The organism is Nocardioides ochotonae, from assembly GCF_011420305.2.
In the GTDB taxonomy this organism is placed as follows: domain Bacteria; phylum Actinomycetota; class Actinomycetes; order Propionibacteriales; family Nocardioidaceae; genus Nocardioides; species Nocardioides ochotonae.
The window spans coordinates 2,103,405-2,127,992 of the sequence record NZ_CP061769.1 but is presented as its reverse complement, the minus strand read 5'-3'; the positions used below and the strand labels follow the sequence as shown (position 1 = coordinate 2,127,992).

The following is a 24,588-nucleotide window of genomic DNA, read 5'->3' as shown; positions in this document are numbered from 1 at the left end:
CCGGCTCAGCCGACGGCTGTCACCGCGTCGTCGGCGGGCCGGTAGCTGCGGCCGCGCTCCTCGCGCACCCAGAGCACCCCGTCCCCGGCGGTGGCGCCCTGGGCGGCGAGCTCGCGCTTGAGGACCTTGTTGGTCGCGGTCGAGGGCAGGTCGGGGGCGACCCGGACGTAGCGCGGCCAGGCCTTGGGGGACAGGTCGGGCTGCGCGGCGAGGAACTCCTCGAGCGCCGCGGGGGTGAGGGTGACGTCGTCGCGGAGCACCACGGCCGCCATCACCTGGTCGCCCACGTGGCCATCCGGCACGGCGTACACCGCGACCCGGCTGAGCGTCTCCAGGCGCATCAGCACCCGCTCGATGGGCGCCGCGGCGAGGTTCTCCCCGTCGACGCGCATCCAGTCGCCGGTGCGCCCGGCGTGGTAGATCCAGCCGTCGGCATCGCGGTAGCCGAGGTCGCCGGACCAGTACATGCCCTGGCGCAGCCGGTCGGCGTTCGCCCCCGGGTCGTTGTAGTAGCCCTGGAAGTAGCCGCCGCCCGTGGTGTTCACGATCTCGCCGATCGCCTCCTCGGGGTTGACGAGCGCGCCGTGCTCGTCGAAGACCGCGCGCGGGCACTCCTGCCCGGTGCGGGAGCTGTAGATCGCCACCCCGTCGGCCGGCATCCCGATCGAGCCCGGCGGCGTGCCGGGCTCCCGGGTGATGGTGACCGCCAGCTCGGTCGAGCCGAAGCCGTCCCACACCACGCAGTCGAAGCGGCGCGCGAACTCCTCGATGTCGCGGTCGCTGCCCTCGTTGCCGAACGCGACGCGCAGCGGGTTGTCGGCGTCGTCGGGCTGCTCGGTGGTGGCGAGCACGTAGGCGAGCGGCTTGCCGACGTAGTTCATGTAGGTCGCCCCGTAGCGCCGGACGTCGTCGAGGAACTGCGAGGCGCTGAACCGCGCGGGCGCCATCGCGGCCCCGCCGCACACCGCCACCGACCAGCCGGCGAGCACGGCGTTGGAGTGGAAGAGCGGCATCGAGAGGTAGCAGGTGTCGGCGTCGGTGATCTCGTACTTCTGCGCGAGCATCAACCCGGCGAACAGCACGGTGATGTGCCCGACCTGCACGGCCTTGGGGTCTCCGGAGGTGCCGGAGGTGAAGATCAGCATGAACGTGTCGGTGGGCGTGGCCTCGCGCAGCGGGGTGAGCGGACCGGCCGCCCGGGTCAGGTCGGCGTACGCCGGGCCCTCGACATCGATGACCTGCACGGCGCCGAGGTCGAGGCCGTCGAGGGTCGGCAGGTGCTCGGCGTCGGTGAGCAGCACCTGGCAGTCGGCGCGGCGCACGTCCGCGGCGATGCCCTCGCCGCGGCGGGTGTCGTTGATCCCGGCGAGCACGTAGCCACCGAGCCCGGCCGCGGCCATCGCCCGGAGCATCTCCGGGCCGTTGCCGAGCAGGGTGCCGACGTGCGGCGGACGCGCGGCGTCGAGCAGGCCGATCAGGGCGCTGGCCTCCGCGCCGGCCTCGGCGAGGTGCTCGCGCCAGGTCCAGGTGCGTTCCTCGTGGCGCACGCCCACCGTGTCCACCTCGAGGAGCTCGCGCAGCCGCTGTTGGACGGTCTCGGCCATGGTGGGGTCCTCCCGCAGTGAGTTGACGTGCGTCACATTGTGGGGCACGTCACACCGCAGCGTGCGGCTTTGCCGCGATACCTCGTGCGTGAGCCCGAACCGTCGTCGGTGATCGCAGCCGTCCCCGTCGTTGGGCGAGTCGAGCTCGCTGATCGCCACACCCGGCGACCGCCAGCTCAACCGCGCCCTATGACCCTTGACCATGCATGGGAGCGTCCCGCGCAGGGGTGTTGCCCCGCCGGCTCAGTGCCGGCGGGGTGCGGGCCGGTGGATCTACAGGTCCGGTGGGTGTGCGGTGACGAGCCGGGTCTCGCCGTGGTCCTTGACCAGGTGCAGCCCGTGGGGTGATCGCCAGAGGTACGTCGCGGCGTCGGTGGCGTCGTAGGTCCACGCCGTGTGGGTCTTGGCGCGGTGATGTCGGCGGCAAAGCGGGGCGAGGTTGCAGCTGCACGTCGGACCGTCCGCACCGTGTGCGACGACGTGGTCGGTGTCGCACCTGCGGGCCGGGCGTTCGCACCACGGAAACGCGCACACCTGCTGGGTCAGACGGGTCTGCTCGGCGAGCCTGTCGGGGACCGCGTAGGCGTCGGTGTGGTGGTGGGCCTCGAGATCGATGACCGGCTTGATCACCACCTGCGCATCGCTGCTGCACCACGCACGGACCTGCTCGGTCGACACGATCGACCGGGTCTCCTCGACGCGGGCGATCCCAGCCTCGTCGCGGCTGATCGCAGCCGCTGAGAGGTGGACGTGGATGACCACCTGGCGCGACTTCACCACCGACGCGGCGCCGTCACCGGCGATGCCGGCCTCGATGCGCAGGTCGAACGCGAGCTGGCGTCGGGCGAGCTCACCTGCGGCCATCGAGCGGCGCACGTCCAAGGACTTCGTCGACCCGAGGGCCGCGAGCTCTTCGGCGCCCTGGCGGATCGCGGTGTCCAGGTCGAGGGCGTCGGCCAGGTCGAGCTCACCCTCCACGTGCACGGTGCCGTCGTGGGTCGCCTCGCGGGTGTGGACGTCGAACCGTCGTCCGTCGGCGGCCTCGCGGCGCTGCTTCTCCGCCCCCTCGGGGTCGAAGACCGCACGCGCGTGATCGACGAGCCGCTCGATGCCGGCCCAGCCGACCTTCCCGACCCTCCCGACCCTCCCGGCGAGCTGGCGGTCCACGAAGTCCGCACCCTCCGGTGGCAGCCGCAGCGTGAGCTGCGCGAGCCGGCGACCCTTCCAGACCGGCACCACTCCGGCACGCATCTGGGCCCAGGTCCGCGGCAACCGGTGCGCCAGCTCGAGCGCGGCACCGACCAGCGCACGCGCGGCGTCGGTCGAGATCCCCAGCGCCGCACCGAGCTCCATCGGCGCGAACTCCGCCACCAGCGGCGTCCCCTCCCCACCGAGCGGCACGGCCACCTCGGCGAAGATCCACCCCGCGGCCGGTGCCTGCGGCGAGATCGACTCCGCCGGGTGCATCGCCGCCCACACCAGGGCGGCCTCCAAGACCCCGAACTCCGCCCGCTGGGCCGCAGCCCGCTGCTCCTGCGCGAACGCCAGCACGGCGGCTGGGGTGTCGCATTCGGGGAGCTCGTGGTCGGCCATGCCTCATCCTACTCGAACGCACGTTCGAGGACAAGGGGATTTCCACCGCTGGTCTCATCTTCCCCCGGCCGCTACCTCCGGGGATCTCGACGACCGCTCGCTGGCGCTCACTGCTCGAGCAACGGCGATCACCACCGGCCGCGGGCGGTTGGTCGACAGTCTCACTAGGTGTGTCCCTATTGCACGGGCGGCTTCCGTGGGCACCGTGCGAGGCATGCCGTACCCCAGTGACCTGACCGACGACCAGTGGGACCTGCTGGAGCCGGCGTTCAACCCGCCCGGCAAGCGCGGCCGCAGGCACGCCGATGACCTGCGAACCGTGGTGGACGCGATGCTCGACATCGCCCAGACCGGCTGCCAGTGGCGCTACCTCCCGGCGTCCTTCGGGCCATGGACCCGGTTTGGTCGCAGTTCCGGCGCTGGTCACGCAACGGCACGTGGGCGCAGGCCCTGACACGGGGCGGTCCCTACGGGCGCACCAAGGGCGCCAAGCGCGTCGTCGCCGAAGACGTGACCGGCCTCCCGGTCGGCGCCCTCGTCGTGCCCGCATCCACCCACGAGAACCGGGCCAGCGAGCTGATGTTGGAGCACCTGACCCGACAGGGCGTCAGCGGCCAGGCCCACAGGACAGATGGCGCAGCGTGGTGGCGATACAGGCGACCTGAAGCCAGCCGGTTGCCGAAGTAGGCAGGCTCCAGTCAAGGGGACGCGTCTCATCATTCGCGATCCCATCTGCTGGTTCTTGGTCGTCAGTAGGACATCACGTCCGTTTGAACGCTTCCATCGGTCAAGATGCAAGCGCGACCGGGTGACGTTCGAGTCCTCGGCGGCTCCAGCCCTGACGGATCGCAGAGTCCCACAGCGGATCGTCGCGGACCGCTCCCCGACGGAGGGGCCGCCTCGTGTGTCGAGTCATACGACCCGAAAGCCGTCACGCGGCACGCGTTCGCGTTCGATGGAGTGGTGGTGGCCGTGGGTGATTCGGTTTCCGACCGCGGTGACGAGGCCGACCTGGCACTACCTGGAGTCACCTTTGAGGTTCGGGAGTGGTTCTCCGGCGGCCGGGGCGACACGGTCACGGTCGACGTGCAGCCCCCGACCACCGGCTCAACGGACCCGTCTGATCCGGGGTACGCCTACGGCGTCGGTTCACGGCTACTGGTGAGCGGTGAGGACAGGTGGGGCGGTTCCCCGCTCGAGTCTCCGATCGCCTGGGGCTGCGGGTTCAGTCGCTACTACGACCCTGAAACCGCCCCGGTGTGGCGTGACGCCCTCGCGCCCTGAACGGCGACCCGAGAACGCCTTCGAGTGGGACGGTCGAGTGTTCACGGGCGCCAGGAGCGTGCCGCAAGAGGGACACACCCAGTCACACCGCCGGCTCGGCCGCCAGCGCACGCCCGATCCGCAGCGCCTGCTCGGTCGCGCCTCCGTGGACGAGCTCGAGGCGCTTGGCGTGGGTGAAGTAGCGGTGCGTCTCGCCGTCCAGGTCGATCCCGACGCCGCCGTGCACGTGCACCGCGGTGTGGGCGAGGCGGTGCCCGGCGTCCGCGGCCCACAGCTTGGCCGCGGCGACCGCGGTGGTGATCGGGAGTCCCTCGGCCAGGCGCCAGGCGGCCTGCCAGAGCATCAGACGCTGCCCGAGCACGTCGATGTAGCCGTCCGCGAGGCGCTGGCTGACCGCCTGGAAGGTGCCGATCGGGCGGCCGAACTGCTCGCGCGTCTTGGCGTACGCCGCGGTGAGGTGCAGCGCCCCCTCGGTCACGCCCAGCTGCTCGGCGCACGTCGTGACCGTGAGCAGGTCGTGCAGCCGGGCGGTGGCGCTGCCGTCGGCCGGGCCGAGCACCCGGTCCGCGCCGAGCACGACGTCGGCGAGGTCGACGCGCGCGACCGGGTCGCCGTCGGAGACCGCCTGGGCGACCACCGTGACGCCGGGGTCATCGGGCCGCACCAGGAGCACCGCCGGCCCGGTGGGGGTCGAGGCGGTGACGAGGAGCCCGTCGGCGAGGGTGCCGCCGCCGACGACGGTCTTGGTGCCGGCGACCCGGTGGCCCGCGCCGTCGGGGTGGGCGGTGGTCGCCGGGCGCGCCGGCAGGCTGCTGCGGTCCTCGGCGGTCGCGGCGGCGAGCACCCGCTGCCCCGTCGCGGCGCCGGCGAGCCACTCCGCGTGCTGGGCGGGCGTGCCGAGCTCGGCGAGCAGCAGGCCGGCGGCGCCGTGGGCGGCCAGCGGCACCGGTGCCACCACCCGGCCGACCTCGACGAGCACCCGGCACAGCTCGACCAGCCCGAGGCCCGCCCCGTCGTGCTCCTCGGGCAGGGCGAGGCCGAGCAGCCCGGCCTCGCCGAGGGCGCGCCACAGGTCGGGGTCGAAGCGCTCGCCCGCGCGCTCCACGGCCTGCAGGCGCGCCGGCGTGGCGTGGTCCCCGAGGATCCGGGCGGCCAGGTGGGCGGCCTCGTCCTGCTCGGGGGTGAAGGAGTAGTCCATGTCGTCGTCCGTTCGGTGGAGGGCTCGTCGGCGCGCGGTCAGCGCTTGGCGGCCGGCAGGCCCAGGCCCACGTAGCCGATGATGTCGCGCTGGATCTCGTTGGTGCCGCCGCCGAAGGTCATCACCAGCGCGGAGCGGTGGTATCGCTCGAGGCGCCCGGCGAGCACCTCGCCCTCGGAGCCGGCGCGGACCGCGGCGTTCGGGCCGACGATCTCCATGAGGGCGCGGTAGACCTCGGTGGCGAGCTCGGAGCCGTAGATCTTGGTGGCCGAGGCCTCGGCGGGGGAGAGGTCCACGCCCCGGTCGGCGTCCGAGGCGAGCTTGAAGTTCAGCTGGGTCAACATGTCGACTCGGGCATGCGCGCGGCCGAGCGCCACCTGCACCCACTCGGTGTCGATGACGCGCTGGCCGTCGGGGTTCTTCGTCTCCTGCGCCCACTGGCGCACCAGGCGCAGCGACTGCACCAGCGGCGCCGAGGAGGTCAGCGCCACCCGCTCGTGGTTGAGCTGGTTGGTCATCAGCGACCAGCCGCCGTTCAGCTCGCCGACCAGGTTGCCGACCGGCACCCGCACGTCCTCGTAGTACGTCGCGCTGGTGCTCACCCCGGCCACGGTGTGCACCGGCGTGTAGGAGAAGCCGGGTGCGTCGGTGGGGACCAGGATCATCGACAGGCCGCGGTGGCGGGGCTGGTCGGCGTCGGTGCGGCAGGCCAGCCAGATCCAGTCGGCGTACTGGATCAGCGAGGTCCACATCTTCTGCCCGTTGATCACCCACTCCTCGCCGTCGCGGGTGGCCCGGGTGCGCAGCGAGGCGAGGTCGGTCCCGGACTCGGGCTCGGAGTAGCCGATGGAGAAGTGCAGGTCGCCGGCGAGGATCCGGGGCAGGAAGTACTCCTTCTGCTCGGGGGTGCCGTAGCGCATGATCGTCGGCCCGACCGTGTTGAGGGTCAGGTAGGGCACCGGGACGCCGTGGTCCGCGGCGACGTCGGTGAAGATCAGCTGCTCGACCATCGAGCGGGCCTGGCCGCCGTACTCCTCGGGCCAGCCGATGCCGAGCCAGCCGTCGGCACCGAGTCGGCGGATCACGGACTTGTAGATCTCCGCGTCCCCGAACTCGCCGGAGGCCGCGGCCAGTCCGGCGCGCACCTCCGGGGTGATGAGGGCAGAGAAGTAGTCCGCGAGCTCGGCGCGCAGCGCGACGTGCTCGGGGTCCAGGGCGAGGTGCATCGGGGGCTCCCAGGGGCAGGCGGGTGTCGGAGGCCGCCACGACGTCGTCGGGGGTGTGGCCTCACCACCGGAAAAACTATAACCTGTTCTTGTTTTGGTCCAGATCCCATCCGGAGGACGTCATGAGCGAGACCGCCACCACTGCCCGGACGCTCGACCTCGGTACGCCGCCGGAGCGGTTCGCCCGCGGCTGGCACTGCCTCGGGCTCGCCTCGACGTTCGCCGACGGCAAGCCGCACGGGATCGAGGCGTTCGGCACCAAGCTCGTCATCTGGCAGGACAGCGCCGGCGAGATCAAGGTGCTCGACGGCTACTGCCGCCACATGGGCGGTGACCTGACCCAGGGGAGCGTGAAGGGCGATGAGGTCGCGTGCCCGTTCCACGACTGGCGCTGGGGCGGCGACGGCAAGTGCAAGTCGATCCCGTACGCCCGTCGGGTCCCGCTGCGTGCGCGCACCCAGCACTACCCGGTGGTCGTGCGCAACGGGCAGGTGCTGGTCTGGCACGACGTCGAGGGGTCCGCCGCCGACGAGTCGGTCCTCCCGCCCGTGCTGCCCGGGGTCGGCACCGACGCCTACACCGACTGGTTCTGGAAGGTCGTGCCGATCGAGGGGTCCAACTGCCGCGAGCTGATCGACAACGTGGTCGACATGGCGCACTTCTACTACGTGCACCTGTCGTTCCCGACCAGCTTCCGCAACGTCTTCGAGGGCACGGTGGCGACCCAGTACATGGCCTCCAAGGGCCGCCCCGACGTCAGCGGCGGGTACGGCGCCCCGGAACTGTTCTTGAAGTCCGAGGCCACCTACTTCGGGCCGTCGTACATGATCAACTGGCTCGAGGTCGACTACAAGGGGTTCCTCACCGAGGTCATCCTGATCAACTGCCACATCCCCACCGGCCCGGACTCCTTCACCCTGCAGTACGGCATCACGGTGAAGAAGCCCGAGGGCCTCGACGAGGCGTCGGTGGCCTACATCAGCCGCAAGTACGCCGAGATGTTCGGCGACGGGTTCCTCCAGGACGTCCACATCTGGAAGAACAAGGTGCCCGTGCAGAACCCGCTGCTGTGCGAGGAGGACGGGCCGGTCTACCAGCTGCGCCGCTGGTACGAGCAGTTCTACGTCGACCAGGCCGACGTCGCCCCGGAGATGGTCGAGCGCTTCGAGTTCGAGGTCGACACCACCAAGGCCAACGAGTACTGGCAGGTCGAGGTCGCCGAGAACCTCGCCCGCAAGGCCGCGGAGGACGCCGAGCGCGAGGCGTCCGGCGCCGAGACGGCGACGGGTTCCTGAGCCCGGTGGCCTCCTTCGTCCCGCGCCACCCCGAGACCCTCGAGGACCAGCGTCGCTACACCCGTGCGCGGCTGGTCGAGGTCGCCTGCCTGGACTGCCTGACCACGGTCGCGGTGAAGAAGAACAGCGAGCACCACACCTCGATCCAGTGGCACGGCGACGCGCGCGGCCAGTGCCCGGAGCTGCGACGCGTGCGGGAGCCCGAGCGGGCCCGGTCGCTGCACCGCGGGTGCCCGCGGCTGCTCGCCGCCATCGAGGCCGCGGCTCTCGACGGCCGGATTCCGATCGGGGCCGAGGACGGCTACTGAGGCATCCTGTCTCCTGGCTCCCCACCTGCGCGGCCGACCGGCGCCGTACGTCCCTGTAGAGGAAGAGATCCGTGGACACCGACTCCTTCGAGCTCAAGGTCATCGACGTCGTCGAGGAGACCGCCGACGCCCACTCGATCACCGTCGAGGTGCCGGAGGGCGCCGAGGAGCACTTCGCCTACCGGCCGGGGCAGTTCCTGACCGTGGCGGTGCCCAGCGACCGCACCGGGGTTGCGGCACGCTGCTACTCCCTGTCCAGCAGCCCGGTGGGCGACGGGCCGCTGACGATCACCGTCAAGCGCACCCCGGACGGGTACGCGTCGAACTGGCTGTGCGACCACGTGCGGGTCGGTGACACGCTGCGGGTGCTCCCGCCGAGCGGCATCTTCACCCCCGCCTCGCTGGACGCCGACCTGCTGCTCCTCGCCGCCGGCTCCGGCGTCACCCCGGTCATGTCGATCATCCGCGCCGCCCTGGCCGGGGGCACCGGTCGAATCACCGTCTTCTACGCCAACCGCGACGAGCGCTCGGTGATCTTCGCCGACGAGCTGCGCCGCCTCGCCGCCGAGCACCCCGAGCGGCTGCGCGTCGTGCACTGGCTGGAGTCGGTGCAGGGCCTGCCCACGCAGGAGCAGCTGCGCGTCCTCGCCGCCGACCACCTCGAGGCCGACGCGTTCGTCTGTGGTCCGGGTCCGTTCATGGCGATGGCCGTCGCGGCCCTCAAGGAGCTGGGCTTCCCGCGTGCTCGCCGCCACCAGGAGAAGTTCATCTCCCTGGGCGGCAACCCGTTCGGGGACCTGCACGACGTCGAGGTCGCCGAGCAGGAGATCGAGGCCGCCGAGGCCGATCCCGAGGACGCCGCCGCCTCCGCGGTCCCCGGAGAGGACACCGTCGCGGTGCCGGCCGCCCCGGTGCGCCTCGAGGTCGAGCTCGACGGGGAGACCCACAGCTTCGACGACTGGGTCCCGGGCACCACGATGCTCGAGCACCTGGAGGCCAAGGGCGTGAAGGCGCCGTTCTCCTGTCGCGAGGGGGAGTGCTCCGCCTGCGCGGTCCGGCTGCTCGAGGGTGAGGTCTCGATGCGTCACAACGACGTCCTGGATGCCGAGGACCTCGCCGACGGCATCCGCCTCGCCTGCCAGGCCGACCCGCTCACCGACGTCGTGCGGGCGTCGTACTCCTGAGCGGTGCGGCATCCCACCGACCTCTCCGTTCGAGCCCCGGGAGGCGTCCCCGGACGCGCGCGTGGGCGTGCCAGCGGGCGAGAAACCCTGTACCAGCGCGTGTCGCGGGCCACGCCAACGTGGTGAGACGGCCCGACACGGGTACGTTTCCCTGCGAAGAGGCCTTCCAGTGGCCTCACTTTCGAAAGGTGATCATCACCCATGAACAAGACTGAGCTGCGCGACGCGGTTGCTGCCGCTGCTGACCTGACCAACGCCCAGGCCGACAAGGCCCTCAACGCGGTGCTGGACTCCATCACCTCGGCGCTGGCCTCCGGCGACAAGGTGACCCTGCCCGGCTTCGGCACGTTCGAGACCCGCGACCGCGCCGCCCGCCAGGGCCGCAACCCGCAGACCGGCGAGTCGATGGAGATCGCCGCCAGCACCAACCCGGCGTTCAAGGCCGGCGCCCAGCTCAAGGCCGCGGTCTCCAAGAAGGCCTGACCGCACTCGGTGCGCGGGCGCGCCTCGCCGCGCTCCACCGCAGTCCGCGATGTCGGCGCCCCCGCACGGGGGCGCCGACATCGCTGCGTCCGGAGGGTGTCAGCGGCAGGCCGCGGACCTGGCCCGCACGGTGCCGGGCCTGCCGGCGGCCTTCCCGGTCGCCTTCCTGGCCGCCTTCTCGACGCACGCGCGTCGTACGGGCGCCGGAGCGGCCACGGGCTGAGCCGTGACGGGGGCGGCGAGCGGCGCGGTGGTCCTGGTGGGGGTCACCCCGGTCGGCGCGAGCGCCGAGGTGGCGGCGATCAGGGCAGCGGCAAGGGGCAGCTGGGGAAGCGGCTTCACGGCGGGTCCTTCGGGGGGGGATTGGGGGGATCGAGCCCAGCGCGGGGAACCCGCGGCCCCGGCGCGTTCACCCCACCGGACCTGCTGCCCGTCCAGACCGAGTCAGCATCGCGCATCAGGACGACCCGCGCGTCAGGTTTCCGGGAATCGCGCTGTTCCGGCCGGGCCGGCTGGCTACCAGCCCCGCTCGCGCCACTCGGCCAGGTGCGGACGCTCGGCGCCGATCGTCGAGTCGTTGCCGTGGCCGGGGTAGAACCAGGTGTCGTCGGGCAGCCGGTCGAAGATGCGCTCCTCGACGTTCGCGAGGAGCTGCACGAAGGCGTCCGCGTCGCCGAAGGTGTTGCCCACGCCGCCCGGGAACAGCGAGTCGCCGGTGAACAGGTGCGGGTGCCCGCCTTCGGGACGGTCGTCGAGGAGCAGGGCGATCGAGCCGGGGGTGTGACCGGCGATCGCGATCACCTCGAGCGAGCTCTGTCCGACCGGGACGGTGTCTCCCTGCTCGACGCGGCGCTGCACCGCGACCCCGGTCTGCTCGGTGATCGCGTCGGCGTCGGGGGCGCCGGCCACGACCTCGGCCCCAGTGGCGTCGATCACCGCGCGCAGCGCGCGGTGGTGGTCCCAGTGCTGGTGCGTCGTGACGACCGTCCGCAGGCCGTCCGCCCCGATGAGGTCGAGCAGAACGGCGGGCTCGGCGGCCGCGTCGATGAGCACCTGCTCGCCGGTGCTGAGGCACCGCAGCAGGTAGCAGTTGTTCGACATCTTATCGTCGACGGCGACCTTCGTGATCCGCACGCCGCCCAGCTCGCGCACGTCCGCGGGACCCCCGGGTCGGACCTCTCCGGTGTAGCTCACCATGCTCCTGTCCGCGGCAGCTCGCCGCTGTCGGTCTCCAGCCCGTCGCCGCCTCCGCGGCCCGAGAGCCACCACGCGAGGTCGGCGGCGGTGCCGCTGACCGTGGGGCCGGGGGAGACGCTATCGTCCCCGCCCGCCGTCCAGGTCCGGCCGACGTCGTGCGCGTGCAGGGTGCACGGACTCGTGACGCGATGGGTCAGCGAGGCCGCCAGCGTCTCGGCCACGCCGTCGGTCCAGTCCGCCCGCGTGAAGGGCATGCCGAGGTCGGCGTGGTGGAGCGCCACCTCCCGCAGCCGCATCAGCGGTACGTCGGCCGCGGCGAACGTGGCCCGGTTGCCGGGGGTCCGTTGCGCGCGGGTGGGCCACTGCTCCGGTGCCACGGCGACGATCGCGTCGGCGAGCCCGGTGACGGAGGCCAGCAGCCGGTTGCGCAGCACGGCGGCGTCGCGCCCGGCGAGGTTCTCGATGTCCGCGTCGCGGGCCTCGACGGACCGGTACATCGGGACCGCGGCGCCCAGTGCGGTCCCGCGGAGCACGCTGCCGAGACCCTCCGCGTTGAGGGCCAGGTGGGCGACGAGATGGCCGCGGGTCCAGCGCGGCAGCAGGCTCGGCGCACGCAGGTCGTCCTCGCCCAGCCCATCGACGGTGCGCACGAGGCTCCGCGTCGCGGCGGCGAGGTGCTCGAGCACGCTGGGTGGAGGCGGGCCGACCCCGAGGTCAGTGGTGCGCACCACACCATCGTGCCCCGTGCGGGGGCGTAAGGCGAGGGGGTCGGCTCCGGACGTCGGGACTGTCGGTGCCGTGTGACAGGCTCGAAGCGGTTCATTGGACCATCCCGCTACAATCACGAACGTTTGTTCGAACCCCCAGATCGGCCTCCGGGCCGGTGGGGAGCGCACTCCGTCCGCACTCTCATTCGAGGATCGCATTCGTGGCCGACCAGCTGATCATCCGGGGCGCCCGGGAGCACAACCTGAAGGACGTCTCGATCGACCTCCCACGGGACTCGCTCGTCGTCTTCACCGGGTTGTCCGGGTCGGGCAAGTCCTCGCTGGCGTTCGACACGATCTTCGCCGAGGGCCAGCGCCGCTACGTCGAGTCGCTCTCGGCCTACGCCCGCCAGTTCCTCGGCCAGATGGACAAGCCCGACGTCGACCTCATCGAGGGCCTGTCGCCGGCCGTCTCGATCGACCAGAAATCCACGTCGAAGAACCCACGCTCGACCGTCGGCACGATCACCGAGGTCTACGACTACCTGCGACTGCTCTACGCCCGCGTCGGCCGCCCGCACTGCCCGACCTGCGGCGCGCCGATCGAGCGACAGACCCCGCAGCAGATCGTCGACCGCGTCCTCGCGCTCGAGGAGGGCCGGCGCTTCCAGGTGCTGGCCCCCGTGATCCGCGGCCGCAAGGGCGAGTACGTCGACCTCTTCACCCAGCTCCAGACCCAGGGCTTCTCCCGGGCGCGGGTGGACGGTGAGACCTACACCCTGGACGCGCCGCCGACGCTCGAGAAGCAGAAGAAGCACACGATCGAGGTCGTCGTCGATCGGCTCGCGGTCAAGGAGTCCTCCAAGCGGCGCCTGACCGACTCGGTCGAGACCGCGCTCAACCTCGCCGGCGGACTGGTGGTCTTCGACTTCGTCGACCTCGACGCGAAGGACCCGGGCCGGGAGCTGAAGTTCAGCGAGAAGATGTCGTGCCCGAACGACCACCCCATCGACACCGACGAGCTCGAGCCCCGCTCGTTCTCGTTCAACTCCCCGTTCGGCGCCTGCCCGTCCTGTCACGGCATCGGCACCCGCATGGAGGTCGACCCCGACCTCGTCGTCCCCGACCCGCGCGCGACCCTCGGCGAGGGCGCGATCCAGCCCTGGAGCAGCGCCCACGTCGCCGACTACTTCCTGCGCCTGATGGGCGCCCTCGGCGACGAGCTGGGCTTCGATCTCAACACCCCGTGGGAGGAGCTGACCCCGAAGGCCCGCAAGGCGATCCTGGAGGGCCACCCCACCAAGGTCCACGTGGTCACCCGCAACCGCTACGGCCGCCAGCGCGCCTACTACGCCGAGTTCGAGGGCGTGCGTCCCTACATCGAGCGCCGGCACCGCGAGGCGGAGTCCGACACCAGCCGCGACCGCTACGAGGGCTTCATGCGGGAGGTCCCGTGCCCCGCGTGCGGCGGCAGCCGGCTCAAGCCGGTGACGATGGCCGTGACCGTGGGCGGGCTCAGCATCGCCGAGGTCTGCAGGCTCTCCCTCGACAAGACGGCCGAGTTCCTGGCCGGCGTCGAGCTCAGCGACCGCGAGCGCCAGATCGCCGACGTCGTGCTCAAGGAGATCGAGCAGCGCCTGCGATTCCTGCTCGACGTCGGCCTCGAGTACCTCTCCCTGGACCGTGCCTCGGGCTCCCTGTCCGGCGGCGAGGCCCAGCGGATCCGGCTGGCGACCCAGATCGGCGCCGGCCTGGTGGGCGTCCTCTACGTCCTCGACGAGCCGTCGATCGGCCTGCACCAGCGCGACAACGCCAAGCTGATCGAGACGCTGGTCCGGCTCAAGGAGCTCGGCAACACCCTGATCGTCGTCGAGCACGACGAGGACACGATCAAGGTCGCCGACTGGGTGGTCGACATCGGCCCCGGGGCCGGCGAGCACGGCGGCCAGGTCATCCACAGCGGGTCGGTCGCCGACCTCTACACCCACCCCGACTCGATCACCGGCCAGTACCTCTCCGGGCGCCGCGAGATCCCGGTCCCCGCCGCCCGCCGCCCGCGTACGACGGGCCGCGAGCTCACGGTCGTCGGTGCCCGGGAGAACAACCTGCGCACCATCGACGTCTCGTTCCCGCTCGGCGTGTTCGTGGCGGTGACGGGTGTCTCCGGGTCCGGCAAGTCGACGCTGGTCAACGACATCCTCTACACCGCGCTCGCCAAGCAGCTCTACAACGCCCGGGCCATCCCCGGGCGCCACACCCGGATCAACGGTCTCGAGCACGTCGACAAGGTCATCCACGTCGACCAGTCGCCGATCGGGCGCACGCCGCGGTCGAACCCCGCGACCTACACCGGCGTCTTCGACCGGGTGCGCAAGCTGTTCGCGGAGACCCCTGAGGCCAAGATGCGCGGCTACCTGCAGGGCCGCTTCTCGTTCAACGTCAAGGGCGGGCGCTGCGAGGCCTGCATGGGCGACGGCACCATCAAGATCGAGATGAACTTCCTGCCCGACGTCTACGTGCCGTGCGAGGTCTGCCACGGGGCGCGCTACAACCGCGAGACCCTCGAGGTGCACTACAAGGGCAAGACGATCGCCGAGGTCCTCGACATGCCGATCGAGGAGGCCGTCGACTTCTTCGCGGCCGTCCCGGCGATCTCGCGCTACCTCCAGACGCTCGTCGAGGTCGGTCTCGGCTACGTCCGCCTCGGCCAGCCGGCCACCACCCTGTCCGGCGGCGAGGCGCAGCGGGTCAAGCTGGCCACCGAGCTGCAGCGGCGCTCGACCGGACGCACGCTCTACGTCCTCGACGAGCCGACCACCGGTCTGCACTTCGAGGACATCCGCAAGCTCCTCGGGGTGCTCAACCGCCTGGTGGACGCCGGCAACACGGTGCTGGTCATCGAGCACAACCTCGACGTCGTCAAGACCGCCGACTGGATCATCGACATGGGCCCGGAGGGCGGTTCCGGCGGCGGCATGGTGGTCGCCGAGGGCACCCCCGAGCACGTCGTCACCGTCGCGGAGAGCCACACCGGTCGCTACCTCGCGCCGATCCTCGAGGGCAAGGAGGCCGCACAGCCGAAGCGTCGGCTCCCCGCCAGCTCCGCGCCTGACCCCCGCGGCCGCACGGCCGCGTCGGCAAAGAAGCGTGGCGAGCGTGTGCAGGCGGCGCGCGCCTCCGCGAAGTCCTGACGCCCGCACCGCCACGACCGAGAGGAACCATCGATGACCCCTGAGTGCACTGGGCCCTGCCTGGACCGCCGCGGCGCCCTGACGGCGGCCGCTGTCGCGGGCGTCGGCATCCCCTTCCTCGCGGCCTGCGGGGACGGGTCCACCGCGAAGCCGAGCGCGGCCCCGTCCGGCACGACCCTGACCACCACCGACGCGGTGCCGGTCGGGGGCGGCGTCGTGCTCGGCGAGGAGAACGTGATCGTCGTCCAGCCGGAGGAGGGCGAGTTCAAGGCGTTCTCCTCGGTCTGCCCGCACCAGCGCTGCCAGGTCTCGGGCGTCCAGGACGGCGAGATCGTCTGCCACTGCCACGACAGCCACTTCTCCCTCGACGACGGCGCGCCGACGTCGGGACCTGCCAGGGAGCCCCTGGGCGAGGTCCGGATCACGGTCTCGGGCAACGACATCCAGATCGCCTGACCGCGCCTGTCGACGCAGGACCGTAGGGTTGGTGCGTGCCTCCCGCTCGTCCCGCCCGCTCCGCCCGGGGGCCGCAGTCCTACCGTCCCGCCCCGGGCTCCATCCCGACCCAGCCCGGTGTCTACCGCTTCCGTGACCCCAGCGGACGGGTGATCTACGTCGGCAAGGCGAAGAACCTGCGTGCCCGGCTGTCCTCCTACTTCCAAGACGTCGGCCAGCTCCACCCGCGCACGGCCACGATGGTCACCACCGCGGCCAGCGTGGAGTGGACGGTGGTCAACACCGAGGTCGAGGCGCTGCAGCTGGAGTACTCCTGGATCAAGGAGTACGACCCGCGATTCAACGTCAAGTACCGCGACGACAAGTCCTACCCCTGGCTCGCGGTCACCGTCGGCGAGGAGTTTCCGCGTGTGATGGTCGGGCGCGGGGCCAAGAAGAAGGGCACCCGCTACTTCGGCCCCTACAGCCACGCGTGGGCGATCCGCGAGACCGTCGACGTGCTGCTGCGGGTGTTCCCGATGCGCTCGTGCAGCAACGGCGTCTTCAAGCGCTCCGCGCAGATCGGCCGGCCCTGCCTGCTCGGCTACATCGACAAGTGCGCGGCACCCTGCGTCGGCAACGTCACCGCGGAGGAGCACCGCCGCATCGTGGAGGACTTCTGCGACTTCATGGGCGGGCAGACCCGCACCTTCCTGCGCCGCATCGAGAAGGAGATGTACGCCGCCTCCGACGCGATGGACTTCGAGAAGGCCGCACGGCTGCGCGACGACCTCGGCGCCATGCAGCGGGCCTTGGAGAAGCAGGCGGTGGTGCTCGGCGACGGAGCCGACGTCGACGTGATCGCGCTCGCCGAGGACCCGCTCGAGGTCGCGGTGCAGATCTTCTACGTCCGCGGCGGCCGGATCCGCGGCCAGCGCGGCTGGGTCGCCGACCGGGTCGAGGAGGGCGAGGTCCCCGAGCTGGTCGAGCTCTTCCTGCTGCAGCAGTACGCCGGGATCGACGCCGACCAGGCCGCTGACGCGATCCCGCGCGAGATCCTGGTGCCGGCCCTGCCGCCGGACCCCGAGACCCTCGAGGAGCTGCTCGGTGAGCTGCGCGGCGCCAAGGTGGCGATCCGGGTGCCGCAGCGCGGTGACAAGAAGACCCTGCAGGAGACCGTCGCGCGCAACGCCGCCCAGGCGCTGGCGCTCCACAAGACCAAGCGGGCCAGCGACCTCACCACCCGCAACCGGGCGCTGGAGGAGATCCAGGAGGCGCTCGAGCTCGACGAGGTCCCGCTGCGCATCGAGTGCTACGACGTCTCCAACCTCCAGGGCACCGAGGTGGTCGCCTCGATGGTCGTCTTCGAGGACGGGCTGGCCCGCAAGAGCGAGTACCGCCGCTTCGTGATCAAGGGCGTGGATGGCCAGAACGACGTCGCCTCGATGCACGAGGTGATCACCCGCCGGTTCCGCCGGCTGCTCGACGAGCAGGCCCGCAGCGAGGTGCGACCGGGCGACGACGAGAGCGGGCCGATGCTCGTGGATCCGGAGACCGGCCGGCCACGCAAGTTCGCCTACGCCCCCGGCCTGGTCGTCGTCGACGGCGGGCCGCCCCAGGTCGCGGCCGCCAAACGCGCGCTCGACGAGCTGGGCATCGACGACATCCCGGTGTGCGGGCTGGCCAAGCGGCTCGAGGAGGTGTGGGTGGTCGCCCAGGAGGACCCGGTGATCCTGCCCCGGTCCTCCGAGGGCCTCTACCTGCTCCAGCGCATCCGCGACGAGGCGCACCGCTTCGCCATCAACCACCACCGCAGCCGCCGCTCCCGCTCGATGGTCGAGAGCGCCCTCGACGACGTGCCCGGGCTGGGGGAGGTGCGTCGCAAGACGCTGATGAAGTACTTCGGGTCGCTCAAGAAGCTGCGCGGGGCCTCGCTGGAGGAGATCGCCGAGGTGCCGGGCATCGGGCCACGCACCGCCGCGGCGATCAAGACCGCCGTGTCCTCCCCGGAGGAGGGGAGCGACGTCGCACCCCCCATGATGAGCGTCAACACCGCGACCGGCGAGATCATCGAGGAGACCCCGTGACCCAGCGCGACGAGACCGTGTCCGGGCTGCCCGTGGACCCCGACCAGGACGCTGCCGCAGCCGGCCCGCTCGTGGTGATCACCGGCATGACCGGTGCCGGACGCAGCACGGCCGCCAAGGAGCTGGAGGACCTCGGCTACTACGTCGTGGACAACCTGCCGCCCAGCCTGCTGCGCGACGTCGTCCGCCTGGTCGACGAGAACCGCGGCACCGGCCAGCCGATCGCGGTCGTGGTCGACGTCCGCTCCGGCTCCTTCTTCGGATCCCTGCAGGCCAACCTCGCCCAGCGGGCGACCGGTCGCCGCGCGACCCTGGTGTTCCTCGACGCCACCGACGAGATCCTGGTCCGCCGCCAGGAGGCGGCCCGCCGCCCGCACCCGCTTCAGGGCGGGGGCCGGCTGCTCGACGGTCTCCAGCGCGAGCGCGCCGTGCTGGCCGACCTGCGCGGCGCCGCCGACCTCGTGATCGACACCTCCGGGCTCAACGTGCACCAGCTGACCGACCGGATCGCGGAGGCGTTCGGCACCGCCGACACCACCAAGTTGCGCGTCACGGTGCTCAGCTTCGGGTTCAAGTACGGCATTCCCGTCGACGCCGACTTCATCGCCGACATGCGCTTCCTGCCCAACCCGCACTGGGTCCCCGAGCTGCGTCCGGGCAACGGTCGCGACGCCGACGTGGCGGCCTACGTCCGCTCCCGCGCGGGAGCCGAGGAGTTCCTCGACGGCTACGTCCCCGTCCTCGAGGGAGTGGCCGAGGGCTACCTGCGCGAGGGCAAGCGGTTCATGCGGGTCGCGGTCGGCTGCACCGGCGGCAAGCACCGCAGCGTGGCGATGGCCGAGGAGATCGGCCGCCGGATCGCCGAGTCGGGTCACATCGTGCGCACCGTCCACCGTGACCTCGGGCGGGAGTAGATGAGCCTGCGTGCCCAGTCGGTCGTCGCCTTCGGCGGCGGCCACGGTCTCTCCGCGTCGTTGCGCGCGCTGCGCCGGCTCGTCGACGACCTCACCGTCGACGAGCTCACCGCGGTCGTGACCGTCGCCGACAACGGCGGTTCCTCGGGACGGCTCCGCGGCGAGTTCGGGGTGCTCCCGCCCGGGGACCTGCGGATGGCGCTGGCCGCCCTGTGCGGCGACGACGACTGGGGCACCACCTGGGCCGACGTGCTGCAGCACCGCTTCACCGGGGACGGCGAGATGCGCGGCCACGTCGTCGGCAACCTGCTGATCGTCGGCCTCTGGGAGCTGCTCGGCGACCACGTCGACGCGCTTGACCACGTCGGCCGGCTGCTCGGCGCCAAGGGTCGGGTGCTGCCGATGGCGCTCACCCCGATGGACATCACCGCCGAGGTCCGCGGCTTGGTCCCGGAGGATCCCGACACCCTCGTCACGGTCCGTGGGCAGGTCGAGGTCGCGACCACCGGCGGCGTCATCACCTCCATCGCGCTGGACCCGCCGGACCCGGCCGCGTGCCCCCAGGCCGTGGCGGCCGTGGCGGAGGCGGACTGGGTCGTCCTCGGGCCGGGCTCGTGGTTCACGTCGGTGATCCCGCACCTCATGGTCCCGGCGATGCGCGAGGCCCTGGTCGCCACGAGCGCCCGCGTGGTCGTCGTGCTCAACCTGGCCGAGCAGGCGGGGGAGACCGGCGGCTTCGGCCCGGCCGACCACCTCGCGGTGCTCGCCGAGCACGCCCCGGACCTCGCGATCCACACGGTCCTCGCCGACCGTGCGGGCGTCGGCGACGGGCTGGAGGAGCTCCAGGAGTGCGCCGATGCGTTCGGCGCACGGCTGGTCCTCGCCGACGTCGCGGCGGACGACGGATCCCCGCGCCACGACCCGGTCAAGCTCGCCGCCGCCTTCGCGCAGGTCATCGAGGGCGGCTGAGCGCGGCGTACCGACGAGGAGGCGGGTGGGTGTGAGCTGCGCTGGACCTCCCCGATGTCAGTGTCCCGATCGATTGACGCGCGTGGGAGGATCTCGCCCATGGCGATGACGGGACAGGTCAAGGCAGAACTGGCCAACACCCAGATCACGAAGACCTGCTGCCGCAAGGCGGAGGTCGCCTCGCTGCTGCGTTTCGCAGGCGGGCTGCACATCGTGAGCGGCCGGGTCGTGCTCGAGGCCGAGCTCGACACCGGGGCCGCCGCGCGCCGGCTGCGTACCGACATCCTCGAGGTCTACGGGCACCAGGCCGACGTGGTGGTGGTGCAGGGCAGCGGGCTGCGCAAGGGCAGCCGCTACCTGGTCCGCATCGTCAAGGACGGCGAGGCCCTGGCCCGCCAGACCGGGCTGCTCGACCAGCGCGGGCGCCCGGTGCGCGGCCTGCCGCCGGCCGTGGTGTCCGGGGGCGCCTGCGACGCGGTCGCCGCCTGGCGCGGTGCGTTCCTCGCTCACGGCTCCCTGACCGAGCCCGGCCGCTCGTCCTCCCTCGAGGTGACCTGCCCCGGTCCCGAGGCGGCCCTGGCCCTCGTCGGCGTGGCCCGCCGGGTGGGCATCCAGGCCAAGGCGCGCGAGGTCCGCGGCGTGGACCGCGTGGTGATCCGCGACGGTGACGCGATCGGGCAGCTGCTGACCCGGGTCGGCGCGCACGAGTCGCTGATGGCCTGGGAGGAGCGCCGGATGCGCCGCGAGGTGCGCGCGACCGCCAATCGGCTCGCCAACTTCGACGACGCCAACCTGCGCCGCTCCGCACGCGCCGCGGTCGCGGCCGGTGCCCGGGTGGAGCGGGCCATGGAGATCCTCGGCGAGGAGATCCCCGACCACCTCAAGCTCGCCGGCGAGCTGCGCCTCGAGCACAAGCAGGCCTCCCTGGAGGAGCTCGGGCAGCTGCACGACCCGGTGCTCACCAAGGACGCCATCGCCGGGCGGATCCGTCGGCTGCTGGCGATGGCGGACAAGCGCGCCGAGGACCTCGGCATCCCGGACACCGAGGCCTCGCTGACCGCGGACATGCTCGCCGACGAGGGGTGAGCACCCCGGTCCGCGATCTCGCGGACTACCGATAGGCTCGGGGCGACCGTGACGGCCAACACCGTCCGGTCCGACCATCGCGCCCCGCGCGTGACACCAGCGTTCCGAGGAGTCTTCGTAGTGACCGTTCGAGTAGGCATCAACGGATTCGGCCGCATCGGCCGCAACTTCTTCCGCGCCGTGCGTGCGTCGGGTCTCGACATCGAGATCGTCGGCGTCAACGACCTCACCGACACCGCCAGCCTCGCCCACCTGCTGAAGTACGACTCGATCCTGGGTCGTCTGGACGCCGAGGTCACCTCGACCGAGGACGCCATCAAGGTCGGCGACCAGGAGATCAAGGTCTCCGCCGAGCGCGACCCGGCCAACCTCAAGTGGGGCGAGCTGGGCGTCGACGTCGTCGTCGAGTCCACCGGCTTCTTCACCGACGCCACCAAGGCGAAGGCGCACATCGACGCCGGCGCCAAGAAGGTCATCATCTCCGCGCCCGCCTCCAACGAGGACATCACCGTGGTGATGGGTGTGAACCACGAGGACTACGACCCGGCGAACCACCACGTCATCTCCAACGCCTCGTGCACCACGAACTGCCTCGGCCCGATGGCCAAGGCGCTCCACGAGGAGTTCGGGATCGTGAAGGGTCTGATGACCACGATCCACGCCTACACCGCGGACCAGAACCTGCAGGACAACATCCACAAGGACCTGCGCCGCGCCCGCGCCGCCGCGCTCAACATCGTCCCGACCTCGACCGGTGCGGCCAAGGCCATCGGCCTCGTCATGCCCGAGCTCAAGGGCAAGCTCGACGGCTACGCGCTGCGCGTGCCGACCCCGACCGGCTCCGCCACCGACCTCACCTTCGAGGCCGGCCGCGAGACCACCGTCGAGGAGGTCAACGCGGTGATCAAGAAGGCCGCGGACGGCCGCTTCCTGCGCTACTCCGACGCGCCGATCGTCTCCTCCGACATCGTCACCGACCCGGCGTCGTGCATCTTCGACGCGCCGCTGACCAAGGTCATCGGCAACCAGGTCAAGGTCGTCGGCTGGTACGACAACGAGTGGGGCTACTCCAACCGCCTCGCGGACCTGATCGACTACATCGGCAAGTCCCTCTGAGGCATGACTGACATCGGCACGCTCGCCTCGTTGATCGAGCAGGGTGTCCAGGGCAAGCGCGTCCTGGTCCGCTCCGACCTCAACGTCCCGCTCGATGGCACCACCATCACCGACGACGGCCGCATCCGCGCCAGCGTCCCGACCATCCGTGCGCTGGCCGAGGCCGGCGCGCGGGTGATCGTGACGGCGCACCTCGGCCGCCCGAAGGGTGCCCCCGACGACCGCTACTCCCTGCGCCCGGTCGCAGCCCGCCTCGGCGAGCTGCTCGGCCAGGACGTGGCGTTCGCGACCGACACGGTCGGGGAGTCCGCCCGGTCCACCGTCGCCGGCCTCGCCGACGGCCAGGTCGCCGTGCTGGAGAACGTCCGGTTCAACCCGGGCGAGACCAGCAAGGACGAGGCCGAGCGTGCCGTCTTCGCGGACCAGCTCGCCGGCCTCGCCGACGCGTTCGTCTCCGACGGCTTCGGCGTCGTGCACCGCAAGCAGGCCTCGGTGTACGACGTCGCCAAGCGGCTCCCGCACGCCATGGGCGGGCTGGTGCAGGCGGAGGTCGACGTCCTGCGCCGGCTGACCGACACCCCCGAGCGGCCCTACGTGGTCGTGCTCGGCGGCTCGAAGGTCTCCGACAAGCTCGGCGTCATCGACAACCTGCTCGGCAAGGCCGACAAGCTGTTGATCGGCGGCGGCATGGTCTTCACCTTCCTCAAGGCCCAGGGCCACGAGGTCGGCAAGAGCCTCCTCGAGGAGGACCAGCTCGACGTGTGTCGCGCCTACCTCGAGCGGGCCGAGCAGACCGGCGTCGAGCTGGTGCTGCCGACCGACATCGTGGTGGACACGACGTTCCCGACGGGTGCGGCCACGCCGCAGCCCTCGGTCGTCGCCGCGACCGAGATCCCGGCCGACGCCCTCGGCCTGGACATCGGCCCGGAGTCCGCTGCGGCCTTCGCCGCGGCTCTCGCCGACGCGCGCACCGTGTTCTGGAACGGCCCGATGGGCGTCTTCGAGGTGGAGGAGTTCGCCTCCGGCACCCGCGCGGTCGCCGAGGCGCTGACCAAGGTCGAGGGCCTCTCGGTCGTCGGCGGCGGTGACTCCGCCGCAGCCGTGCGCACGCTCGGCTTCGACGAGGCGGCGTTCGGCCACATCTCCACCGGCGGCGGCGCCAGCCTCGAGTACCTCGAGGGCAAGGAACTGCCCGGCATCAAGGTCCTGGAGGACTGACACCCATGGCGAAGTCTGCTGCCCGTGTCCCGCTGATGGCGGGCAACTGGAAGATGAACCTGAACCACCAGGAGGCGGTGGTCCTGGTGCAGAAGCTGGCCTGGACCCTCACCGACAAGCGTCACGACTTCGACAAGGCCGAGGTCGTCGTGGTTCCGCCGTTCACCGATCTGCGCTCCGTGCAGACCCTGGTCGACGGCGACCGGCTCAAGGTGAAGTACGGCGCCCAGGACGTCTCCGTCCACGAGTCGGGCGCCTACACCGGCGAGATCTCGGCCGGCATGCTGGCCAAGCTCGGCTGCTCCTACGTCGTGGTGGGGCACTCGGAGCGGCGTGAGTACCACGCCGAGTCCGACGCCACCGTCGCTGCCAAGGCGCACGCCGCCCACGCGGCCGGCATGACGCCGATCGTGTGCGTCGGCGAGGGTCTCGAGGTCCGCCGCGCGGGCGAGCAGGTCCCCTACACGCTGGCGCAGGTCGACGGCTCCCTGGACGGCTTCACCGCCGAGCAGGTCGCGGGCCTGGTCATCGCCTACGAGCCCGTCTGGGCGATCGGCACCGGCGAGGTCGCCACGCCCGACGACGCGCAGGAGGTGTGCGGGGCGATTCGCACCCGGATCCGTGAGGTCCACGGCGACGCCGCGGCCGACGGCGTACGCGTGCTGTACGGCGGCTCGGTCAAGGCCTCGAACGTCGCCGGGATCATGGTCAAGGAGGACGTCGACGGTGCTCTCGTCGGGGGCGCGAGCCTCCAGGCGGAGGAGTTCGGCGGAATCTGTCGCTTCTACGACATGCCGGTCCTGTGACCGGCGGTCGGTGACGTAGGATTTCACACTGTGACTACCGTCCTCTCCGTCCTGCTCGTCATCGCGAGCCTGCTGATGATCCTCCTGGTGCTCCTGCACAAGGGTCGCGGTGGCGGCCTCTCCGACATGTTCGGTGGCGGCGTCTCCAGCTCGCTGGGCGGCTCGTCGGTCGCTGAGCGCAACCTCGACCGGTTCACCATCGGCGTCGGCGTCATCTGGTTCGCGTGCGTGATCGCACTCGGCCTGGTGCTCGCCTACCCCTGAGTCGCAGCAAACCCACTCCGCACCATCGTTGACTAGAGCTTGAGGAGACGTCGTCCGTGGCAGGTGGAGGAAGCGCAATCCGTGGCAGCCGGGTCGGTGCCGGCCCGATGGGCGAGGCCGAGCGGGGTGAGGCTGCTGCTCGTCAGACAGTGACCTACCACTGCTCGAACACCCACCGGTCCGTCATCGCCTTCGCGATCGAGGCAGTGGTTCCCGAGGCCTGGGACTGCCCGAAGTGCGGGCTGCCCGCGAGCCAGGACGCGGCGAACCCGCCCCCGGCTCCGAAGAACGAGCCGTACAAGACGCACCTGGCGTATGTGAAGGAGCGGCGCTCCGACAAGGAGGCGGCCGACATCCTCGACGAGGCGCTCAAGCTGCTCCGCACCCGTCGCAAGGCCGGCGACCTGATCTTCTAGGTCGCCC

At 71.6% G+C, this 24,588-nt stretch carries 23 protein-coding genes; 16 read left to right on the top strand and 7 right to left on the bottom strand.

Translation table 11 applies throughout. The annotated features are described in order from the left end of the window. Positions 1–5: 5 nt before the first annotated feature. Both fadD1 and HBO46_RS10310 read right to left on the bottom strand, forming a co-directional pair. Entirely contained in the window at positions 6–1,604 is a 1,599-nt protein-coding gene (gene fadD1 / locus HBO46_RS10315) for a fatty-acid--CoA ligase FadD1 (protein ID WP_166138084.1), read from the bottom strand. 273 nt (positions 1,605–1,877) lie between these two features. Continuing rightward, positions 1,878–3,197: an HNH endonuclease signature motif containing protein gene (locus tag HBO46_RS10310; RefSeq protein WP_166138087.1), complete on the bottom strand. Its 1,320-nt coding sequence runs from the start codon at positions 3,195–3,197 to the stop codon at positions 1,878–1,880. Between the two features lie 214 nt (positions 3,198–3,411). Between HBO46_RS10310 and HBO46_RS10305 the strand changes: the two genes are divergently transcribed. Further along, entirely contained in the window at positions 3,412–3,651 is a 240-nt protein-coding gene (locus HBO46_RS10305) for a transposase (RefSeq protein ID WP_166138090.1), read from the top strand. A 912-nt stretch (positions 3,652–4,563) separates the two neighbouring features. Here the strand turns inward: HBO46_RS10305 and HBO46_RS10300 are convergent. Continuing rightward, positions 4,564–5,679, bottom strand: coding sequence for an acyl-CoA dehydrogenase family protein (locus HBO46_RS10300; protein ID WP_166138093.1), 1,116 nt, complete (start codon positions 5,677–5,679; stop codon positions 4,564–4,566). A 38-nt stretch (positions 5,680–5,717) separates the two neighbouring features. Continuing rightward, a complete protein-coding gene (locus HBO46_RS10295; protein ID WP_166138096.1) occupies positions 5,718–6,905 on the bottom strand; it encodes an acyl-CoA dehydrogenase family protein in 1,188 nt (395 codons plus the stop codon). A gap of 122 nt (positions 6,906–7,027) precedes the next feature. On the opposite strand from HBO46_RS10295, the gene HBO46_RS10290 reads away from it, so the two are divergent. From HBO46_RS10290 to HBO46_RS10275, 4 genes are all read left to right on the top strand, one after another. Then, positions 7,028–8,200 carry a Rieske 2Fe-2S domain-containing protein gene (locus HBO46_RS10290; RefSeq protein ID WP_166138098.1) on the top strand — a complete coding sequence of 391 codons (1,173 nt, stop codon included), beginning with the start codon at positions 7,028–7,030 and terminating at the stop codon, positions 8,198–8,200. A gap of 5 nt (positions 8,201–8,205) precedes the next feature. Continuing rightward, the gene (locus HBO46_RS10285; RefSeq protein WP_166138101.1) at positions 8,206–8,508 is read left to right on the top strand and encodes a hypothetical protein; all 303 of its coding nucleotides are present in this window, start codon (positions 8,206–8,208) and stop codon (positions 8,506–8,508) included. A 71-nt stretch (positions 8,509–8,579) separates the two neighbouring features. Next, positions 8,580–9,692, top strand: a complete 1,113-nt coding sequence (locus tag HBO46_RS10280) for a ferredoxin--NADP reductase (RefSeq protein ID WP_166138104.1) — start codon at positions 8,580–8,582, stop codon at positions 9,690–9,692. A 201-nt stretch (positions 9,693–9,893) separates the two neighbouring features. Then, positions 9,894–10,175, top strand: coding sequence for an HU family DNA-binding protein (locus HBO46_RS10275; RefSeq protein WP_166138107.1), 282 nt, complete (start codon positions 9,894–9,896; stop codon positions 10,173–10,175). 99 nt (positions 10,176–10,274) lie between these two features. Here HBO46_RS10275 and HBO46_RS10270 read toward each other — a convergent pair whose 3' ends face one another. The 3 genes from HBO46_RS10270 to HBO46_RS10260 all read right to left on the bottom strand — a co-directional run bounded on the left by HBO46_RS10270 (position 10,275) and on the right by HBO46_RS10260 (position 12,100). Further along, positions 10,275–10,517 carry a hypothetical protein gene (locus tag HBO46_RS10270; RefSeq protein WP_166138110.1) on the bottom strand — a complete coding sequence of 81 codons (243 nt, stop codon included), beginning with the start codon at positions 10,515–10,517 and terminating at the stop codon, positions 10,275–10,277. A 174-nt stretch (positions 10,518–10,691) separates the two neighbouring features. After that, the gene (locus tag HBO46_RS10265) at positions 10,692–11,372 is read right to left on the bottom strand and encodes an MBL fold metallo-hydrolase (protein ID WP_207950074.1); all 681 of its coding nucleotides are present in this window, start codon (positions 11,370–11,372) and stop codon (positions 10,692–10,694) included. Then, positions 11,366–12,100 (bottom strand): maleylpyruvate isomerase family mycothiol-dependent enzyme, encoded by a 735-nt coding sequence (locus HBO46_RS10260; protein ID WP_166138116.1) that lies wholly within the window; start codon positions 12,098–12,100, stop codon positions 11,366–11,368. Before HBO46_RS10260 ends, HBO46_RS10265 begins: the two co-directional genes overlap by 7 nt. 200 nt (positions 12,101–12,300) lie before the next feature. Between HBO46_RS10260 and uvrA the strand changes: the two genes are divergently transcribed. The 11 genes from uvrA to HBO46_RS10205 all read left to right on the top strand — a co-directional run bounded on the left by uvrA (position 12,301) and on the right by HBO46_RS10205 (position 24,581). Further along, positions 12,301–15,270 (top strand): excinuclease ABC subunit UvrA, encoded by a 2,970-nt coding sequence (gene uvrA / locus HBO46_RS10255; protein ID WP_191480225.1) that lies wholly within the window; start codon positions 12,301–12,303, stop codon positions 15,268–15,270. A 33-nt stretch (positions 15,271–15,303) separates the two neighbouring features. Then, positions 15,304–15,726 (top strand): Rieske (2Fe-2S) protein, encoded by a 423-nt coding sequence (locus tag HBO46_RS10250; RefSeq protein ID WP_166138121.1) that lies wholly within the window; start codon positions 15,304–15,306, stop codon positions 15,724–15,726. A gap of 35 nt (positions 15,727–15,761) precedes the next feature. Further along, positions 15,762–17,792 (top strand): excinuclease ABC subunit UvrC, encoded by a 2,031-nt coding sequence (gene uvrC, locus HBO46_RS10245; protein ID WP_166138124.1) that lies wholly within the window; start codon positions 15,762–15,764, stop codon positions 17,790–17,792. Between the two features lie 32 nt (positions 17,793–17,824). Beyond that, positions 17,825–18,706 (top strand): RNase adapter RapZ, encoded by an 882-nt coding sequence (rapZ, locus tag HBO46_RS10240; RefSeq protein WP_263457799.1) that lies wholly within the window; start codon positions 17,825–17,827, stop codon positions 18,704–18,706. Further along, positions 18,707–19,675, top strand: a complete 969-nt coding sequence (locus HBO46_RS10235) for a gluconeogenesis factor YvcK family protein (RefSeq protein WP_166138129.1) — start codon at positions 18,707–18,709, stop codon at positions 19,673–19,675. Between the two features lie 99 nt (positions 19,676–19,774). Beyond that, positions 19,775–20,761 carry a DNA-binding protein WhiA gene (gene whiA / locus HBO46_RS10230; RefSeq protein WP_166138132.1) on the top strand — a complete coding sequence of 329 codons (987 nt, stop codon included), beginning with the start codon at positions 19,775–19,777 and terminating at the stop codon, positions 20,759–20,761. Between the two features lie 120 nt (positions 20,762–20,881). Then, positions 20,882–21,877, top strand: a complete 996-nt coding sequence (gene gap / locus HBO46_RS10225) for a type I glyceraldehyde-3-phosphate dehydrogenase (RefSeq protein ID WP_166138135.1) — start codon at positions 20,882–20,884, stop codon at positions 21,875–21,877. 3 nt (positions 21,878–21,880) lie between these two features. Beyond that, positions 21,881–23,095, top strand: a complete 1,215-nt coding sequence (locus HBO46_RS10220; protein WP_224769480.1) for a phosphoglycerate kinase — start codon at positions 21,881–21,883, stop codon at positions 23,093–23,095. A gap of 5 nt (positions 23,096–23,100) precedes the next feature. Further along, positions 23,101–23,901 carry a triose-phosphate isomerase gene (gene tpiA / locus HBO46_RS10215; RefSeq protein WP_166138138.1) on the top strand — a complete coding sequence of 267 codons (801 nt, stop codon included), beginning with the start codon at positions 23,101–23,103 and terminating at the stop codon, positions 23,899–23,901. A 30-nt stretch (positions 23,902–23,931) separates the two neighbouring features. Beyond that, positions 23,932–24,165 carry a preprotein translocase subunit SecG gene (gene secG, locus HBO46_RS10210; protein ID WP_166138141.1) on the top strand — a complete coding sequence of 78 codons (234 nt, stop codon included), beginning with the start codon at positions 23,932–23,934 and terminating at the stop codon, positions 24,163–24,165. A 56-nt stretch (positions 24,166–24,221) separates the two neighbouring features. Then, positions 24,222–24,581 (top strand): RNA polymerase-binding protein RbpA, encoded by a 360-nt coding sequence (locus HBO46_RS10205; RefSeq protein WP_166138144.1) that lies wholly within the window; start codon positions 24,222–24,224, stop codon positions 24,579–24,581. Positions 24,582–24,588 lie beyond the last annotated feature (7 nt).